Genomic DNA, 20996 nt, shown 5'->3' on the forward strand with positions numbered 1-20996 from the left:
GGGCGTGGTCCACGCCGCCGGCGTTCTCGACGATGGTGTGCTGGAGTCGTTGACTGCGGAGCAGTTCGAGACGGTCCTGCGTGGTAAGGCCCTGGCGGCCGCGCATCTGGATGAGCTGACTGCTGGTCTGGACCTGTCGATGTTTGTGTTGTTCTCCTCGGTCGCCGGTACGGTCGGTAGTGCCGGTCAGGCGAACTACGCGGCCGCGAACGCGTTCCTGGATGCGCTGGCGCAGCAGCGTCGGGACCGGGGTCTGGTGGCGACGTCGATCGCGTGGGGTCCGTGGGCCGACGCGGGTATGGCGACCGACGACGTCGTCGCGCAGCGTCTGCGTCGTGGTGGGATGCCGCCGATGGACCCGGCCGGCGCCATCGCCGCGCTCGCCCGGACCGTCGCCGGCAACGCCGCCACGGTCACGGTCGCCGACATCGACTGGACCCCGTTCGCGGGCGGCCTGGTCGCCGCCCGCCCGAGCCGGCTGATCGCCGACCTCCCCGAAGCGCGGCACGTCATCGCCGAACCCGCCGCCGTCGAAGTCCGGGCCGATGCGCTCCGCAGCCGACTCGCCGGCCTCGCCCTGGCCGAGCGGCACCAGACGCTGGTCGACCTGGTCCGCACTCAGGCGGCGATCGTCCTCGGCCACGGCAGCGCCGACGCCATCGACGCCGGCCTCGCCTTCCGCGAACTCGGCTTCGACTCGCTCACCGCGGTGGAGCTGCGCAACCTGCTCGGCGCCGCGACCGGGCTCCGGCTGCCGGCCACGCTGGTGTTCGACTACCCGACCACTGACCTCCTCGCCGCCCACCTCTGGGATGAGATGGCCGGCGACGGCACCGACGACGCGGCGATCCTCGCCGAGCTCAACCGGCTCGAAACGGTGCTGGCCGTGGTCGGCCCCGAGCACGACCTGCGCAACACGGTCACGACCCGGCTGCGCAGCCTCCTCGCCGCATGGACCGAACCGGCGCCCGCGGACGGCCCGGACGTCACCGAGAAACTGCAGCACGCGTCGGCCGACGAACTGGCCGAGTTCATCGAACAGGAACTCGGGTTCTCCTCATGAGCACGTGGCCCCTCGACTCCACCCAGAGATGAGTCGCTGACTATGGAACAAGACAAGCTGGTCGAGTACCTGCGCCGCGTCACCACCGACCTGCACCAGACGAGGCAGCGGCTGCGCGACGTCGAGGCGAGCGCGCACGAGCCGATCGCCATCGTCGGGATGAGCTGCCGCTTCCCGGGCGGCGTCGGCTCACCGGAGGATCTGTGGCGCCTCGTCGCCGACGGCACCGACGCGATCACCAGCTTCCCGACCGACCGCGGCTGGGACCTCGACAACCTCGTCGGCGACGACCCCGAGCGCATCGGCACCAGCTACGTCGGCAGCGGCGGCTTCCTCGACGACGTCGACCGCTTCGACGCCGCGCTGTTCGGCATCTCGCCGCGTGAGGCCCTCGCCATGGATCCGCAGCAGCGCCTGCTGCTGGAGACCGCGTGGGAGGCGTTCGAACGTGCCGGGCTGAACCCGCGGTCGCTGCGCGGCAGGCAGATCGGCGTGTTCGTCGGCACCAACGGCCAGGACTACGCCGCGATCCCGATCGGCATCCCGGAGGGCGTAGAGGGGTACCTGGCCACCGGCACGACCGCGAGCGTCATGTCGGGCCGGCTCTCGTACGTGTTCGGCCTGGAAGGTCCGGCCGTCACCGTCGACACCGCCTGCTCCTCGTCGCTCGTGGCCCTGCACTGGGCCGCCCACGCGCTGCGCCACGCCGAGTGCGACATGGCGCTCGTCGGCGGTGTCACCGTGATGGCCGCCCCCGGCGCCTTCGTGGAGTTCAGCCGGCAGCGGGGCCTGGCCACCGACGGTCGCTGCAAGCCGTTCGCGGCCGCCGCCGACGGCACCGGCTGGGGCGAGGGCATCGGCATGCTCCTGCTGGAGCGGCTCAGCGACGCGCAGCGGCGCGGGCACCGGGTGCTCGCCGTGGTCCGCGGCAGCGCGGTCAACCAGGACGGCGCCTCCAACGGTCTCACGGCCCCGAACGGTCCGTCCCAGCGCCGCGTCATCCGCCAGGCCCTCACCGACGCCGGTCTCAACCCGTCCGACGTCGACGCCGTCGAGGCGCACGGTACGGGCACCCGGTTGGGTGATCCGATCGAGGCGCAGGCGTTGCTGGCGACGTACGGGCAGGACCGTCCGGACGAGCGTCCCCTGTGGCTGGGTTCGGTGAAGTCGAACATCGGGCACACGCAGGCGGCCGCGGGTGTCGCGGGTGTGATCAAAATGGTGATGGCGATGCGGCACGGAGTGTTGCCGCAGACGCTGCACGTGGACGAGCCGACCCCGCACGTGGACTGGTCCGCCGGTGCGGTCCGGCTGCTGTCGGAGGCCCGGCCGTGGCCGGAGAGCGACCGCCCACGCCGGGTCGGCGTCTCCTCGTTCGGCGTCAGCGGCACCAACGTCCACGCCATCCTCGAACAGGCGCCGCCGCCCGCAGCGGACCCGGTCGAGCCCGTCGACGTCGTCGGCCCCCTGCCGTGGGTGCTGTCCGCGAAGAGCCCCGCCAGTCTCCGCGGCCAGGCCGCCCGGCTCCGCGAACTGCTGCTCGCCGACCCCACCTGCCGGCCCGGCGACATCGCCGCAGCCCTCGTGACGACCCGCGCCGCGCTCGAACACCGTGCCGTGGTCGTCGCCACTGACGTCCTACCCGGGCTCACCGCGCTGGAGCAGGGCGTGGACGCACCCGGCGTGATCACCGGCACCGTCGCCAAGGGCCGCCTGGCGCTGCTGTTCACCGGTCAGGGTGCGCAGCGTTCCGATATGGGACGCGGCCTGCACGAACAGTTCCCGGTGTTCGCCGAGGTGCATGACGACATCTGCGAGCGCTTCGCGGCCTACCTCGACGAGCCGCTGCGCGACGTGGACGTGAACCAGACGGTGTACACGCAGGCGTCGTTGTTCGCGCTGGAGGTGGCGCTGTTCCGCCTGGTGGAGTCGTTCGGGGTCAAACCGGACTACCTGCTGGGCCACTCGATCGGTGAGCTCGCCGCCGCGCACGTCGCGGACGTGTTGTCGCTGGACGACGCGATCCAGTTGGTCGCCGCCCGTGGCCGGTTGATGCAGGCGCTCCCTGCGGGCGGGGCGATGCTGGCGGTGCAGGCGACCGAGGCCGAGGTCCGGGCGGTGTTGGAGCCGTTCGCCGGACGGGTGGACATCGCCGCCGTCAACGGCCCGACCTCGATCGTCATCTCCGGCGACGCCGAGGTGATCGACCAACTCTTCAAGGATCGCAAGACCTCGCGGCTCACGGTGTCGCACGCGTTCCACTCGCCGCTGATGGAACCGATGCTGGACGAGTTCCGGGCGATCGCCGCCGGCATCACCTATGCCCCGCCGCGCATCCCGATCGTCTCCAACCTCACCGGCCTGCCGGTCGAGGAGTACACCGCCGACTACTGGGTCCGGCACGTCCGCGAGGCCGTCCGGTTCGCCGACGGCGTCGCGTGGCTGGAAGCCAACGGTGTCGCGAGGTTCCTGGAGGTCGGGCCGTCCGGAGTCCTCACCGCGATGGCGCAGGGCTGCCTCACCGGTGAGACCGTCCTGGCTCCCGCGCTGCGCAAGGACCGCGACGAGCCCACCAGCCTGTTGCACGCCCTGGGCACCCTGCACGTCAACGGGGTCGGTGTGGACTGGACCGCGATCCTGCCCCAGGGCCCGCTCGTGGACCTGCCGACGTACGCCTTCGACGGTGACAGGTACTGGCTCAAGCCGCCCGTCCTCACCGGCACCGGGCAGGACTCCGCAGGGCACCCGCTCCTGGCCGCGGCCGTCTGGCCCGCCGACACCGACGGCCTCGTCCTCACCGGCCGCCTGTCCACCGGCGCCCATCCGTGGCTCGCCGAGCACGTCGTCCTCGACCGCGTGATCCTGCCCGGCACCGCCTTCCTCGACCTCGCCCTGCACGCCGGCCGCCTGGTCGCCGCCGGCACCGTGCGGGAGCTCACCATCGAGACGCCTCTCGTCCTGCCCGACATCGGCGGCGTGCAACTCCAGGTGACCGTCGGCGCCCCGGACCAGGCCGGCGACCGGCCCGTGCGCATCTACTCCCGGCCCGACGACGGGACCACCTGGACCCGGCACGCCGAAGGCCTCATCGGGGCCGTACCCGCCGCACCCGCGTTCCAGCTCGAGGAATGGCCGCCGGCCGGCGCCGAACCGGTGGTCCTCGACGGCTTCTACGCCGGCGCTGCGGCGCTCGGCCTCACGTACGGACCGGTGTTCCAGGGCCTGCGCCGCGCCTGGCGCCTCGGCGGCGACGTCTACGCCGAGGTGGCGCTCCCCGGAGCCGACGCCGCCCCCTTCGGCATCCACCCGGCGCTGCTGGACGCCGCCCTGCACGCCGCCGGGTTCGGTGACTTTTTCAGCGGTACCGCGGGAGCTCGCCTGCCCTTCGCGTGGTCGGGCGTCACGGTGTACGCGGTCGGCGCGCCCGTCCTTCGGGTCCGGCTCAGCCCCGCCGGCACCGACATGGTGGCGCTGCAGATCGCCGACGCGGCCGGTGCACCGGTCGCCGACGTCGGGAGCCTGGCGCTGCGCCCGGCCGTGGCGCCGCAACTGGCGGGCGCCGCCACCACGGAGTCCCTGTTCGCCGTCGACTGGGTCGCGCCGCCGAGCGCGCTGGGCGACGCGCCGCAGGCCGCCGCGGTCGTCGGCGACCAGGCGTGGGCGGAACGGCTCGGGCTGCCGCGGCTGGACGGCCTTCCCGCCGCCGGCGACGCGATGCCGCCGGTGCTGGTGCTGACGGCGACCGACCCGGGCCACGGGACTGCCGGGGCCGGCGAGCGGGCCGCCGCGGCCTGCCGTGGGACGCTTGCTCTGCTGCAGGCGTGGCTCGCCGACGAACGCTCGGACGCGGCCCGGCTGGTCGTGCTGACCTGCGGGGCGGTGCCCGCCGGCGACCCGGTCACGGATCTGCCGGGCGCCGCGGTCTGGGGCCTGGTCCGATCGGCGCAGACCGAAAACCCGGGCCGGATCGTGCTGGTCGACGTGGACGACAGCGCCGCGTCGTGGCCGCTCGTGCTCGGCGCGGCCGGGTCGGGCGAGCCGCAACTGGCGATCCGCGCCGGAGCCGTTCTCGTGCCGCGGCTGGCCCGGGCGACCGTGGCGGCGCCCACGCCGCGGGACCTGCCGGGCACGGTGCTGATCACCGGCGGCACCGGCGTCCTGGCCGGGCTGCTGGCCGAACACCTGGTCCGTACCCACGGCGTGCGGCACCTCATCCTCACCAGCCGTCGCGGCCCGGCCGCGCCCGGCGCCGCCGACCTGGTCGCGCGCCTGGCGGAGCTGGGCGCCGAGGCGTCGGTCGTGGCCTGCGACGCCGCGGACCGCGACGCCCTGGCCTGCGTCCTCGACAGCGTCCCACCGGACGCCGCACTGACCGGCGTCGTGCACTGCGCGGGCGTCCTGGACGACGGCGTGCTCGCCACGTTGACCCCCGAACGGATCGACGCGGTCCTGCGGCCGAAGGCCGACGCCGCGGTGCACCTGCACGAGCTGACCCGGGACGCGGACCTGGCATGGTTCGTGGTCTTCTCGTCCGCCGCGGCGACCTTCGGCTCGGCCGGCCAGGCCAACTACGCCGCCGCCAACGCCTTCCTCGACGGTCTCGTCTCGCACCGGCGCGGTCTCGGCCTGCCGGGCCTGTCGCTCGGGTGGGGACTCTGGGCCGAGGCGTCCGGCATGACCGGCCACCTCGAGGGCCGCGACGTCGCCCGCGCCGGCGGTGGACTGTCCACCGTGGACGCCCTCGCGCTGTTCGACGGCGCCGTCGGGGCCGAGCTCGGGCACGCCGTGCCAACCCGGCTCGACGTGCGGGGGCTGCGGGCCCGCGCCGCCACGATCGACGTGCCGGCGCTGCTGCGTGGGCTCGTGCCCGTGCCGCCGCGCCGCGCCGCCACCGTCGAGGAGCCCGCCGGCCTGGCCCGCCAGCTCGCCTCCCGGTCCGAAGTGGAGCAGCGCCGCCTCGTGCTCGACCTGGTGCGCACCCAGGCCGCCGCCGTCCTCGGCCACGCGTCGCCGGCCGCGGTCGCCCCCGACCGCGCGTTCAAGGAACTCGGCTTCGACTCCCTGACCGCGCTGGAACTGCGCAACCGTCTCGCCCAGGCCGCCGGCGTACGACTCCCGGCGACGTTGATCTTCTCCTACCCGAACCCGGAGGCACTCACCGAGCACCTCCTCGACAAGCTCGCCGCGCGGGCATCCACAGTGGACTCCGTCGTCGCCGCGCCGGCCGCGGTAGCCGACGAGCCGATCGCCATCATCGGCATGAGCTGCCGGTACCCGGGCGGCGTGAGCAGCCCCGACGACCTGTGGCGGCTCGTCGAAACCGGCGGCGACGGCGTGTCGTCGTTCCCGACGAACCGGGGCTGGAACGTCGACGCCCTCTACGACCCCGACCCGGACAGCCCCGGCACGTCGACCACCGTCCAGGGCGGGTTCCTGCACGACGCCGACGCGTTCGACGCGGCGTTCTTCGGCATCTCGCCACGAGAGGCCCTGGCAATGGATCCGCAGCAGCGGCTGTTGCTGGAGACGGCGTGGGAGGCGTTCGAGTCCGCCGGCATCGACCCCCACACCGCACGGGGCAGCCGCACCGGCGTGTTCGCCGGCGTCATGTATCACGACTACGCCTCAACCATGCACGAGATCCCCGACAGCGTCGCCGGCTACCTCGGCACCGGCACGGCGGGCAGCGTGGCCTCCGGGCGGGTCGCCTACGCCCTGGGCCTCGAAGGTCCGGCCGTCACCGTCGACACGGCCTGCTCGTCCTCGCTGGTCGCCCTGCACTGGGCGGCGCAGGCGCTGCGCTCCGCCGAGTGCGACATGGCGCTCGTCGGCGGCGTCACGGTCATGTCCACCCCGGCGGTGTTCATCGACTTCAGCCGCCAGCGCGGCCTCGCCGCCGACGGGCGGTGCAAGTCGTTCGCGGAGGCGGCCGACGGCACCGGTTGGGCCGAGGGCGTCGGGCTGCTGCTGGTGGAGCGGCTGTCGGACGCCAGGCGCAACGGCCACCGGGTCCTCGCCGTGGTCCGCGGTTCCGCGGTCAACCAGGACGGCGCCTCCAACGGGCTCACCGCCCCGAACGGGCCCTCGCAGCAGCGGGTGATCCGGCAGGCCCTCGCCAACGCGCGGCTGTCCCCGGAGCAGATCGACGTCGTCGAGGCGCACGGCACCGGCACCACCCTCGGTGACCCGATCGAGGCGGAGGCGCTGCTGGCCACGTACGGCCAGGACCGCACCGACGACCGTCCACTGTGGCTCGGCTCGATCAAGTCGAACATCGGCCACACCCAGGCCGCGGCCGGGGTGGCCGGGATCATCAAGATGGTCATGGCGATGCGGCACGACCTGCTGCCGCGAACCCTGCACGTGGATGCGCCGTCGCCGCACGTGGACTGGTCCTCGGGCGCGGTGGAACTGCTGACGGAGGCCCGGTCCTGGCCCCGCAACGACCGCCGTCCACGCCGGGCCGGTGTCTCGTCGTTCGGTGTCAGCGGCACGAACGCGCACGTCATTGTCGAGGAGCCGGAACCGTCGCCCGTGGCACCGTCGCCGGTCGTGGCGGGTCCGGTGCCGTGGCTGATCTCCGGGAAGTCCCCGGCGGCGTTGCGGGCACAGGCGGCACAACTGGCGTCGCTCGCCGGCGCTGACGTAGTGGCGGTGGCTCGCGCTCTGGCGACGACCCGCGCCGCGCTGGAGCACCGCGCCGTGGTCGTGGCCGAGGACGCGGCCGGTTTCATCGCCGGTCTGGAGACGGTCGAGCCGGTGAACGCGGCGGCGGGTTCGACTGGTGTGGTGCTGGTCTTCCCGGGCCAGGGCGGTCAGTGGCCGGGCATGGCGGTGGAGCTGTTGGAGAGTTCGCCGGTGTTCGCGGCCCGGTTGCGGGAATGCGACGCGGTGCTGGACTTCCCCCTGATCGAGGTCCTGACCGGCGGAGATCAGGAGTGGCTGGAGCAGGTCGACGTCGTCCAGCCGGTGCTGTGGGCCGTGATGGTGTCCCTCGCGGCGGTGTGGGAATCCTTCGGGGTCCCGATCGCGGGGGTGGTCGGGCACTCGCAGGGCGAGATCGCGGCAGCGGTCGTGGCCGGTGCGTTGAGCCTGGCTGATGGTGCGTTGGTGGTGTCGGCACGGTCGCGGCTGCTGCGGGACCTGGCCGGCACCGGCGGCATGCTCGTCGTCGGCGCCCCGGTGGACGAACTGGGTGAGTTGCCCGACGGTGTGAGTGTCGCGGCGGTCAACGGCCCGAGGCTGATCGTGGTGTCCGGCGACAACGCAGGCTTGGACACCGTCGCCGCAGCGTGCGCCGAGCGGGGTCTGTGGGCCAAACGGGTCCCCGTCGACTACGCCTCCCACTCCGCGCACGTGGAGGCGATCCGGGAACCGCTCCTCGCAGCCTTGGACGGCCTGACCGCGCAACAGTGCCGGTTCCCGTTCTACTCCACGGTCACCGGGCAACTCATCGACGGCACCACGTTGGACGCCCAGTACTGGTTCGACAACCTGCGTCACCCGGTCCGGTTCGATGACGTCATCGCATCGCTGGTCGCCGACGGGCACACCGCGTTCGTTGAGGTGAGCCCGCATCCGGTGTTGACCGGTGGGGTGGGTGAACGCGCCGCGGTGGTGGTCGGGACCCTGCGCCGGGATGAGGGTGGCTGGGATCGGATGCTGCGCTCCGCCGGCGAACTGTGGGCGGCTGGCGTTGAGGTCGACTGGACAACAGCGCTCGGTGAGCGCGCGGGGGTCGTGGACCTGCCGACGTATCCGTTCCAGCGGCAGCGGTTCTGGCCGTCGGGTGCGAGCGAGGCACTCCTCGGCACCGGGGTGCAGCTGGCAGACGGTGACGGCACGGTGTTCACCGGTCGCCTGTCGCTGAGCACGCATCCGTGGCTGGCTGACCATCGGGTCCTGGACCGGGTGCTGCTGCCCGGGACGGCGTTCGTCGAACTCGCGTTGCACGCAGGTGCGGTGCGGGAGCTGACGATCGAAGCACCCCTCGTTGTCCCGGACACCGGCAGCGTCACCCTGCAGGTCCGGGTCGGGGCAGCGGACGAAACCGGCGACCGGCCGGTCCGGATCTCCTCCAACAACGAAGACACCTGGACCCACCACGCCACCGGCCTCATCGCCCCCGGACCCGCAAACCCCACCTTCGACCTGACCACCTGGCCCCCCGTTGGCGCCGAGCCGGTCGACGTCGACGACCTGTACGCCGGCGCGATGGCCCTCGGCCTCGACTACGGGCCGGTGTTCCAGGGCCTCGACCGCGCCTGGCGCCTCGGCGAGGACGTCTACGCCGAGGTCTCCGTCCCCGAGACCGCCGACGCCCAGCGCTACGCGCTGCACCCCGCCCTCTTCGACGCGGCCCTGCACGGCATCGGGCTCGGCGCGTTCGTTGCCGACGCGGCTCAGGCCTGGCTGCCGTTCTCCTGGACCGGAGTGTCGCTGTACGCCATCGGCGCCTCGACGCTCCGGGTGCGGATCACCCCGGCCGGCGCCGACACGGTCGCCCTGCAACTCGCCGACGGCACCGGTGCGCCGGTGGCCACCGTCACCGGACTGGCGCTGCGTCCCGTTTCGACCGCGACGATGCCCGCGGCCGGCCCGGCGGTGACGGAATCGTTCTACGGTGTCGACTGGACCGTGCCGGCCGCGATCCCGGCCACGACCGGCGCCGGCGCGCTCGTGATCGGCGACGCCGGCATCGCCGGGCACCTCGGCGCCGACACGGCCGACCGGCTGCCCGGCCTCGACGACGCCGTGCCCTCCGTGGTCGTGCTCCCGGTGCAGGATTCCGGCGCGGACGGGATCCACGACCGGGTCCGTGCCGCGACGGGCTCGGTCCTGGGCGTGGTCCAGGAGTGGCTTTCCGCCGAGCGGTTCGAGGACTCGACCCTCATCGTGCTGACCCGCGGTGCGGTGCCGGCAGGCGGGCCGGTCACCGATCCGGTGGGCTCGGCCGTCTGGGGGTTGCTGCGTTCGGCGCAGACCGAGAACCCGGGCCGGATCGTGCTGGTCGACGTGGATGGTGCGGACGCCTCGTGGCCGCTCGTGCTCGGCGTTGCCGGGTCGGACGAGCCCGCACTGGCGATCCGCGCCGGGGAAGCGGTTGTCCCACGGCTGGCGCGCGCGACCCTGGACGCCGCACCGGCTGAGCCGCCGGCGCACGGGACCGTGCTGATCACCGGTGGTACCGGTGTGCTGGGTGGAATCGTGGCCGAGCATCTGGTCCGTGCCCACGGTGTGCGGCACCTGGTCCTCACCAGCCGTCGGGGCGCGGATACCCCAGGTGCGGCGGAACTGCTCGATCGGCTGTCGGGGGCGGGTGCGTCCGTCGAGGTGGTGGCGTGCGACGCGGCCGATCGTGCGGCGCTGGCCGGGGTGTTGGCCGCGGTTCCGGCGGAGGTGCCGCTGACCGGTGTCGTGCATGCCGCTGGGGTGCTTGACGACGGGGTGTTCGGGGCGTTGACCCTCGACCGCCTGGAAGGCGTGTTGCGGCCGAAGGTGGATGCGGCGGTACACCTGCATGAGCTGACGAAAGACATGGACCTGGCGTGGTTCGTGATGTTCTCGTCGGCGTCGGCGACGTTCGGCGGTGCCGGGCAGGCGAACTACGCGGCGGCGAACGCGTTCCTGGACGGTCTGGTGTCCTACCGGCGTGGTGCCGGGCTGCCGGGTGTCTCGTTGGGCTGGGGGTTGTGGGCCGAGGCGTCGGGCATGACCGCCCACCTCGGCACCCGCGACCTGGCGCGGGCCGGTGGCGGCCTCTCCACCGCCGACGGGCTGGCGCTGTTCGACCTGGCCGTGAGCTCCGGGCACGCGCACGTGGTGCCCAACCGGATCGACGTACGCGGCCTGCGGGCCCGTGGGGCGGCCGAGGTGCCGGCGCTCATGCGGGCGCTCGTTCCGCCGCCACCGCGCCGGGCGGGTGGGGCCGCACGGCAGGAACAGGACCTGGCCGCGCAGCTCGCCGGGCGGACTCCGGCCGAGCAGCAGCGCCTGATGCTCGGCCTGGTCCGTGCGCGGGCCGCGGGGGTGCTCGGCCACGCCTCGGCCGCGGCGGTCGAGATCGACCGCGGCTTCACCGAACTGGGCTTCGACTCGCTGACCGCCGTCGAGCTGCGCAACCGGCTCGCCGCCGCGACGGGTCTGCGCCTGCCGGCCACGCTGGTCTTCGACTACCCCAGCGCGACGAAGCTGGCCGACCACCTCACCCGCGAGCTGGTGACGGCGGCACCCGCCGGCGCCGGGCTCCTCGACGACCTGGACCGCGTCGCCGAGACCCTCGCGGGAGCCGGCGTCGACGACGACGTGCGGCGGCGGGCGGTGGCGAGGCTGTCGGCGCTCGTCGCCAAGTTCGGCGGCGAGACCGGCGAGCCGGACTCGGTGGCGGAGAGCCTGGACAGCGCCACCGACGACGAGATCTTCGACTTCATTGACAACGAGCTCGGCGCGTCCTGACCGGACAACGCGCTCCTTCACCATTGCGGGGATTCGATGACGAACGAAGGCAAGCTTCGCGACTACCTCAAGCGCGTCACCGCCGACCTGCACCAGGTGCGGCAGCGCCTGCGCGTGGCCGAGGAGGCCGACCGGGAGCCGATCGCGATCATCGGGATGAGCTGCCGGTACCCCGGCGGCGCCAACACCCCCGAAGCGCTGTGGGAACTCGTCGCCGCCGAAACGGACGCGATGTCGGACTTCCCGACCGACCGCGGCTGGGAGATCGGTCCCGCGCGGGACACGCTCACGCCCGTCGGCGGTTTCGTCCACGACGCCACCCACTTCGACGCCGCGTTCTTCGGCATCTCCCCGCGCGAGGCCCTCGCGATGGACCCGCAGCAACGGCTCCTGCTGGAGGCGTCGTGGGAGGCGGTCGAGCGGGCCGGCATCGATCCGAGCGCGCTGCGAGGCAGCCGGACCGGGGTCTTCGCCGGCGTCATGTATCAGGAGTACGCCTCCCGGATCCTCGACGTGCCGGCCGGCGTGGAGACCTTCCTCGGCACCGGCAACACCGGCAGCATCGTCTCGGGCCGGGTGTCCTACAGCCTCGGCCTGGAAGGGCCCGCGGTCACGGTCGACACTGCGTGCTCGTCGTCGCTCGTCGCGCTCCACCTCGCCGCCAGGTCGCTGCGCTCGGGGGAGAGCACCCTCGCCCTCGCCGGCGGTGTCACCGTCATGGTCACCCCGAACACGTTCCTCGACTTCGAACTGCAGGGCGCCCTCGCCGATGACGGGCGCTGCAAGTCGTTCGCCGACGCGGCCGACGGCACCGGATGGGCCGAGGGTGTCGGCGTGCTGCTCCTCGAGCGGCTGTCCGACGCCCGCCGCAACGGGCACCCGGTCCTCGCGGTGGTCCGCGGCACGGCGGTCAACCAGGACGGCGCGTCCAGCGGGCTGACCGCCCCGAACGGGCCGTCCCAGCAGCGGGTGATCCGCGAGGCGCTCGCCAACGCGGGCCTGGAGACGGCCGACGTGGACGTCGTCGAGGCGCACGGCACCGGCACCACCCTCGGCGACCCGATCGAGGCGCAGGCGCTGCTCGCCACGTACGGCCAGGACCGGCCCGACGACCGGCCGCTGCGGCTGGGCTCCGTCAAGTCCAACATCGGCCACACCCAGGCCGCCGCAGGCGTCGCCGGCATCATCAAGATCGTCATGGCGCTGCGCCACGAGACGCTGCCGCGCACCCTGCACGTCGACGCGCCGACCCGCCAGGTCGACTGGTCCGCGGGCGCGGTGCGGCTGCTCACCGAGCCCGCGCCCTGGCCCGCCGGCGACCGCCCGCGCCGCGCCGGGGTGTCCTCCTTCGGCATCAGCGGCACCAACGCGCACGTGATCGTGGAAGAGCCCCCGGCGGCGCCAGAGGCGGCCGGCGCCGCCCCTGCCGGGGACGCCCTCCTGCCCTGGCCGATCTCCGGCCGGTCGGCGCCGGCGCTCCGCGCGCAGGCGGGCCGGCTTTCCGCCTTCGCGGCCGGCCCGGTCGACCGCGCCGGGGTGGCCCGCGCCCTCGCGCTGACCCGCGCCACCTTCGAACACCGCGCCGTCGTGCTCGCCCGCGACCTCACCGGCCACCTGGAAGGGCTGGCCGCCGTCGCGTCCGGCACCGTCGAGGACGTTCCTACCGGCCGGGTCCCCGCCGGGACCGGCGTGGTGCTGGTGTTCCCGGGCCAGGGCGGCCAGTGGGCCGGCATGGCAGTGGAGCTGCTGGAGCGTTCCCCGGTGTTCGCGGCCCGGTTGCGGGAGTGCGACGCCGTGCTGGACTTCCCGCTGATCGAGATCCTGACCGGTGCTGACCAGGAGTGGCTGGAGCGGGTCGACGTCGTCCAACCGGTCCTCTGGGCCGTGATGGTGTCCCTGGCTGCGGTGTGGGAATCCTTCGGGGTCCCGATCGCCGGGGTGGTCGGCCACTCACAGGGTGAGATCGCCGCCGCGGTCGTCGCGGGTGCGTTGAGCCTGGCTGATGGTGCGTTGGTGGTGTCGGCGCGGTCGCGGTTGTTGCGGGATCTGGCCGGCACCGGCGGCATGCTGGTCGTCGGCGCCCCGGTGGACGAACTGGGTGAGTTGCCCGACGGCGTGGGCGTCGCGGCGGTCAACGGCCCGAGCCTGATCGTCGTGTCTGGCGATATCGCCGGCTTGGACGCGGTTGCCGCGGACTGCGCCCAGCGGGGTGTGTGGGCGAAGCGGGTCCCGGTGGACTACGCCTCCCATTCGGTGCATGTGGAGGCGATCCGGGAGCCGCTCCTCGCCGCGCTGGAAGGGTTGACCGCGCAGCCGGGCCGGTTGCCGTTCTACTCGACGGTGACGGGGGAGCGGATTGACGGCACGGTGCTGGACGCCCGGTACTGGTTCGACAACCTGCGTCGTCCGGTGCGGTTCGATGACGTCATCGCATCGCTGGTCGCCGACGGGCACACCGCGTTTGTCGAAGTCAGCCCGCACCCGGTGCTGACCGGCGCGGTGCAGGACCGGGTCGGCCAGGTCGACGGCCTCGTCACCGGAACACTGCGGCGCGACGAGGGCGACTGGGAGCAGATCCTGCGCGCCGCCGCCCAGGTGTGGATCGGCGGCGTCGACGTCGACTGGTCGGCCATCGTCGGCGGCGCCGACGGCGAGCCGCATCCGCTGCCGACGTACGCGTTCCAGCGCGAACACTTCTGGCTGAGCGGACCCGCGTCCCCGCCCGGCGCCACCGACGGCGTGGAGACCGCGTTCTGGGACGAGGTCGAGCAGGGCGACCGGGACGGGCTGGCCCGCCTGCTGCACCTCGACACCGACGACGACGTCGCCTCGCTGGAGACGCTGCTGCCGGCGCTGTCGAACTGGCACCGACGCCGGAAGTCCCGCTCGACCGTCGACTCCTGGCGCTACCAGGTGACGTGGAAGCCCATCCCGGAACCCGCCGCCGCGCCGCTGCCGGGCACCTGGCTCGTGGCGACGCAGGACGACACCGGCGCCGACGTGACCGACGCGCTGCGTGCCGCCGGCGCCACCGTGCACCACCTGCGGCTCGAGGCCGGCGACACCGACCGCGCCGCGGTCGCCGACCGGCTGTTCGAGGCGCTCGCCGACGCCGGCGAACCCACCGGCGTGCTCTGGCTGCCCGCCGGGGGCGACACCGCAACGGCCGCGACGGTGCTGCTGCTGCAGGCGCTGGATACGGCGGATCTCGGGGTGCCGGTGTGGTGTGTGACGCGCGGTGCGGTGTCGGTGGGCCGGGTGGAGCCGCTGCACAGCATGGTGCAGGCGCAGGTGTGGGGTTTGGGCCGGGTCGCGGCGCTGGAGTTCCCGCGGTGGTGGGGTGGCCTGATCGATCTGCCCGAAACCGTTGACGGGCGGGTCGGAGAGCGGCTCGTCTCGGTGCTCGCGCAGCGGGTCGAGGACCAGGTGGTGGTGCGTGCCTCGGGGGTGTTCGGGCGGCGGTTGGTGCGGGCGTCGGGGGTTGCGGCGCCGGCGGTGTGGGTGCCGCGGGGCAGTGTGTTGGTGACTGGTGGGACGGGGGCGTTGGGTGCGCATGTGGCGCGGTGGCTGGCTGGTCGTGGGGTGCCGCGGCTGGTGTTGACGAGTCGTCGTGGTCTGGACGCGCCGGGTGCCGCGGAGCTGGTGGATGAGTTGACGGCGTTGGGGGTGGTGGTGTCGGTGGTGGCGTGTGATGTGGCCGATCGGGATGCGCTGGCGGCGGTGTTGACCGCGATCCCGGCGGAGCACCCGCTGACCGCCGTCATCCACGCCGCCGGCGTCGGCACGGCGGCCCCGCTGACCGAGCTCGACCCGGACGCGCTCAGCGACACCGTGCGGGGCAAGGTCGCCGGCGCCGTCAACCTCGACGAACTGACCGCGGACCTGCCACTGGAGCGGTTCGTCGTGTTCTCCTCCGGCGCCGGGATCTGGGGCGGCGGCGGGCAGGCGGCGTACGCGGCCGGCAACGCCTTCCTCGACGCGCTCGCCCAGGACCGGCGGGCCCGTGGACTGCCGGCGACCGCGGTCGCCTGGGGCGCGTGGGCCGGCGACGGCATGGCCTCACTCGGCGAGGGCACCGCGTTCCTGCGCCGCCGCGGCCTGGCCCCGATGGACCCCGCGCTCGCGGTCGAGGCGCTCGCCGAGGCCGTCGACGCCGGCGTCGGCAGCGTCGTCGTCGCCGACATCGACTGGGAACGCTTCGCACCCGCGTTCGTCTCCAGCCGGCCCAGCCCCCTGCTCGCGGACCTGCCCGAGGTCGCACGGCTGCTCGCCGCGGCCGGTGGCACCGGCGACGGCCGGCCCGTCACCCCGCTCGCGGAGCGGCTCGCCGGCGCCACCGAGGCGGAGCGCGCCGCCCTCGTGCTCGACGCGGTCCGCACCGCGGTCGCCGCCGTGCTCAAGTACGCCGGCGCCGAGGCGGTCGAGGCCAGCCGCCCCTTCAAGGACCTCGGGTTCGACTCGACGACCGCGGTGGAGTTGCGCAACCGGCTCAACACCGTCACCGGGCTGCGCCTGCCCGCCACCCTCGCCTTCGACCACCCGACGCCGGCCGTGCTCACCCGGCACCTGCTCGGAGCCCTCGCCCCGGAGCCGCACCGCGAGCGCGCGGCCGTCGCGAAGGCCGCAAACGCCGGTGACGAGCCCATCGCGATCGTCGGCATCGGCTGCCGGTACCCCGGCGGCATCCGCTCCGCGGAAGACCTCTGGGAACTCGTCGCGGCCGGTGGTGACGCCGTGGGCGAGTTCCCGACCGACCGCGGCTGGGACCTGGCCGACAACGGCGGGTTCGCGCGCGCCGGTGGCTTCCTCTACGACGTGGGTGACTTCGACGCGGCCTTCTTCGAGATCAGCCCGCGCGAGGCGGTCACCATGGACCCGCAGCAGCGGCTGCTGCTGGAGACCTCGTGGGAGGCGTTCGAACGGGCCGGCATCGACCCGCACACCCTCCGCGGCTCCGACACCGGCGTCTACGTCGGCAGCACCGTCCAGGACTACGCGGTCGTCCTCATGAACGCCGAGGACAGCGCCGAAGGGCACATGCTGACCGGCGTCAACGCGAGCATCCTGTCCGGCCGGCTCGCGTACACCTTCGGGCTGGAGGGCTCGGCGGTGAGCGTCGACACGGCCTGCTCGTCGTCGCTGGTGGCGCTGCATCTCGCCGCGCAGGCGGTCCGGCAGGGCGACTGCGCGCTCGCGCTGGCCGCCGGCGTGACGGTCATGTCGACGCCCGGGCCGTTCGTCGAGTTCAGCCGGCTCGACGGGCTCGCGCCCGACGGCCGGTGCAAGCCCTTCGCGGAGGCCGCCGACGGCACCGGCTGGGGCGAGGGCGCCGGCGTCGTGCTCCTGGAACGGCTGTCCGACGCCCGCCGCAACGGGCACCCGGTGCTCGCCGTGATCCGCGGCGGCGCCCTGAACCAGGACGGCGCCAGCAACGGCCTGACCGCGCCGAACGGCCCCTCCCAGCAGCGGGTCATCCGCCAGGCGCTCGCCAACGCCGGCCTCACCACGGCCGACGTGGACGTCGTGGAGGCGCACGGCACCGCGACGACGCTCGGCGACCCGATCGAGGCGCAGGCGCTGCTCGCCACCTACGGCCAGGACCGCCCGGACGACCGGCCGCTGTGGCTCGGGTCGGTCAAGTCGAACATCGGCCACACCCAGGCCGCCGCCGGGATGGCCGGCGTCATCAAGATGGTGATGGCGCTGCGGCACGGGATCGTCCCGCAGACCCTGCACGTCGACGCGCCGACCTCGCACGTGGACTGGTCGGCCGGTGCGGTGCGGCTCGCCGCCGAGCCGCTGTCCTGGCCCGACACCGGGCGGGCCCGCCGCGCGGGCATCTCCGCCTTCGGCGCCAGCGGCACCAACGCGCACGTCATCATTGAGCAACCGGCACCAGCCACCGCACCGGAGAAGGCGCCGGAGACAGCGCCGCAACACGCGCCGGAAACGCTGGCCTGGCTGCTGTCCGGGCGGGGCGAGGCCGCCCTGCAGACCCAGGCACTGCGGCTGCAGGCGCATCTGGCGGCGCATCCGGAGCTCACGGCGCCCGACATCAGCGCCGCGCTCGCGGCCACCCGCAGCCGCTTCGAGCACCGCGCCGTCATCACCGGACGCGACCGCGCCGACCTGGTCCGCGGCCTGGAAGCCCTCGCCGCCCGCGATCCGTCACCGGCCGTCGTCACCGGCGCCGGCCGGGGCGACAGCGACGCCGTCTTCGTCTTCCCCGGCCAGGGCTCCCAATGGGAAGGCATGGCGATCGACCTGTACGAGCGGGAGCCGGTGTTCCGCGAACGGTTCGACGCCTGCGCCGGGGCCCTCACGCCGCACGTCGACTGGGCGCCGCTGGACGTGCTGCTCGGCGTCCCCGGCGCGCCGTCGCTGGAACGCGTCGACGTGGTGCAGCCGATGCTCTTCGCCGTCATGGTCTCCCTCGCCGCCGTCTGGCGCTCCCGCGGCGTGTATCCGGCCGCGGTCATCGGGCACAGCCAGGGCGAGATCGCCGCCGCGTGCGTGGCCGGCGCCCTCACGCTGGAGGACGCCGCGAAGGTGGTGGCGCTGCGCAGCCGGGCCCTCGTGGACCTCGGCGGCGCCGGTGGCATGGTCTCCCTGGCGCTCACCGTGGGCCAGGTCGGTGAACGGCTCGCCGCGTGGCCCGGCCGGCTGTCCGTCGCCGCCGTCAACGGCCCGTCCTCGGTCGTGGTCTCCGGCGACGCCGCCGCCCTGGACGAGCTGCTCGCCGGCTGCGAGACCGACGGCGTGCGGGCCCGGCGGATCCCGGTGGACTACGCCTCGCACTCCCACCACGTGGAGCCGCTGCGGGAGACCCTGACCCGGCTGCTGGGTGACGTGGACGCGCGGCGCTCGACCGTGCCGTTCTACTCGGCGGTGACCGGCGACCGGCTGGACACCGAGGCCCTCGACGCCGGCTACTGGTTCCGCAACCTGCGCGAGACCGTCCGCTTCGACGACGCGGTCAGGGCCGTGCCCGGCAGCCGCCAGGTCTTCATCGAGGTGAGCCCGCACCCGGTCCTCACCATGGCGCTCACCGAGATCTTCACGGAGGCGGTCGGCCCAGGCTCGTCACCGGCCACGGCCATCGGCACGCTGCGGCGGGGCGAGGGCGGCCCGGACCGGCTGCTCACCAGTCTCGCCGAGGCCTATGTGCGCGGCGTCCCGGTCGACTGGACGGTCTCCACGGGCCGGCTGGAACGCCCGGTGGACCTGCCCACGTACGCGTTCCAGCGCCAGCGGTACTGGCCCCGCATCCGCGTGGCGCAGGCGCCCGAGAACCCGGCGGTGGGCGGCGCCCCGGCGTTCGAGTCCCAGTTCTGGGCGGCCGTCGAGCGGCACGACCGCGACGAGCTGACCCGATCGCTGCGGCTGGACCCAGCGGGTGCCGGGGAGTCCCTCGACGCCCTGCTGCCCGCCCTGTCGTCCTGGCACCGCCGTGGCCGCGAGGTGTCGGCCGCGGACCGCCTGCGGTACACGGTGACCTGGAAGATCACCTCGGAGACCTCCGTCCCGGTCCTCAACGGCCGCTGGATCGCCCTGGTCCCGGCCGGTCACGTCGCCGACGAGCACGTCGTGGCCTGCGTCAAGGGGCTGTGCACCTACGGCGCCGAGGTCACGACCGTCGTCGTCGATCCCGCCACGGCCGACCGGGACGGGCTGGGCGCCGACCTGCGCGACGCCGTGGAGCAGGGCACCGCGCCCACCGGCATCCTGTCGCTGCTGGGCTTCGACACCGGCCCGCACCCCGAGCACCCCGAGCTGCCGGTCGGGCTGACGGCGACCCTCGACCTGCTGCACGCCGTGAACGACGTCCGCGCCGGCGCGCCCCTGTGGTGCGTGACGCAGGGCGCGGTCGCGGCCACCGGCCAGGAGACCGTCGCCGACCCCGTCCAGGCCCAGATCTGGGGGCTGGGCCGGGTCGCCGCGCTCGAACAGCCGTGGCACTGGGGCGGCCTGGTCGACCTGCCCCCGGTCGTCGACAACCGGGTCGTGTCGCGGCTGGCCGGCGCCCTCGGCCGGGCGGACGGCGAGGACCAGCTGGCGGTGCGGACCGCAGGCGTCTACGTCCGCCGGCTCGCCCGCGCGGCCGTCGGTGACGCCGCCGCCCTGCGCACCTGGGAGCCGGCCGGGACCGTGCTGGTCACCGGCGGCACCGGCGCCCTCGGCGGGCACGTCGCGCGCTGGCTCGCCGGCCGAGGCGCCGAGCACGTCGTGCTCACCAGCCGCAGCGGCCGGGCCGCGCCCGGGGTCCTGGACCTGGAGGCCGAGCTCGAAGCGGCCGGCACCCGGGTCAGCGTCGCGTCCTGCGACCTGGCCGTCCGGGAACAGGTGGCCGCGCTCCTTGCGGGCCTCGAAGAGGCCGGTACGCCCGTCCGGTCGGTGTTCCACACCGCCGGCGTCGGCTCGCTCGTGGACCTGACCGACACGGATCTCACCGAGCTGGCGCACATCGCCACCGGCAAGATCGCCGGCGCGCGCCACCTCGACGAGCTGCTCGACCCGGCAAGCCTCGACGCCGTCGTGTACTTCTCCTCGATCGCCGGCATGTGGGGCGTCGGGCAGCACGGCGGCTACGCGGCCGCCAACGCCTACCTGGACGCCCTCGCGCAGCGCCGGCGCGCCGAGGGCGCGCCGGTCCTGTCGATCGCCTGGGGCCCCTGGGGCGGCGGCGGGATGGTGCACGCCACCGCCGAGACGCCGATGCACCGCCGCGGTGTGCCGCTGCTCGACCCGGCCCAGGCGCTCGCCGCGATGCAGCACTCGCTGGACCACGACGACACCTACGTCGCGCTCGTGGACGTCGACTGGGAACGGTTCGTGCCCGCCTTCACCGGCCTGCGACCGAGCCCGCTCATCGGCGACGTGCCGGAGGCCCGGCAGCTGCTCGCCGCCGCGGCCGAGCAGGCCGACGCCAACGCGGGCACCGCCGCCGAGACGCTGCAGCAGCTGCGGCAGCGGGTCGGGGCGATGTCCGGCACCGACCGGGACCGCTTCGTGCTCGACCTGGTGCGCCGGCACGCCGCGGTCGTCCTCCGGCATGCCGGCGGCGACGCGGTCGAGCCGGAGAAGCCGTTCCGCGAGCTCGGGTTCGACTCCCTCACCGCGGTGGAGCTGCGCAACCGGCTCGCGGACGCGACCGGCCTGACCCTGCCGGCCACGATGGTGTTCGACCATCCGACCCCGGCGGTGCTCACCACGTTCCTGTGCGACGAGCTGGTGCCGCGGGCGGCGGACGCCGAACTGCCCACGGCCGAGGACCTCGACCGGCTCGACGGCGCGCTGGCGGCGCTGCCGGCCGACGACATCGAACGGGTCCGCATCGTGCTGCGGCTGGAGTCGCTGCTGTCGCGGCACGCCCGGCCCGGTGGCTCCGAGGGCGGCACCGAACTCATCGACAAGCTGGGCTCAGTCTCCAACGACGAGCTCTTCGCGCTCGTGGACCAGGATCTCGGACTCGCGTGAC

At 74.1% G+C, this 20996-nt stretch carries 3 protein-coding genes; all 3 read left to right on the plus strand.

The annotated features are described in order from the left end of the window. Positions 1–1063, plus strand: a 1063-nt coding sequence (locus tag ACFPIJ_RS62210; RefSeq protein ID WP_380129005.1) for a beta-ketoacyl reductase, incomplete at its 5' end; no start/stop codon positions are given. Positions 1064–1099: 36 nt separating this feature from the next. After that, positions 1100–11518 carry an SDR family NAD(P)-dependent oxidoreductase gene (locus tag ACFPIJ_RS62215; RefSeq protein ID WP_380129371.1) on the plus strand — a complete coding sequence of 3473 codons (10419 nt, stop codon included), beginning with the start codon at positions 1100–1102 and terminating at the stop codon, positions 11516–11518. 36 nt (positions 11519–11554) lie between these two features. Beyond that, positions 11555–20995: a type I polyketide synthase gene (locus ACFPIJ_RS62220; RefSeq protein WP_380129006.1), complete on the plus strand. Its 9441-nt coding sequence runs from the start codon at positions 11555–11557 to the stop codon at positions 20993–20995. Position 20996 lies beyond the last annotated feature (1 nt).

The organism is Dactylosporangium cerinum (assembly GCF_042653625.1).
GTDB classification, from domain to species: domain Bacteria; phylum Actinomycetota; class Actinomycetes; order Mycobacteriales; family Micromonosporaceae; genus Dactylosporangium; species Dactylosporangium cerinum.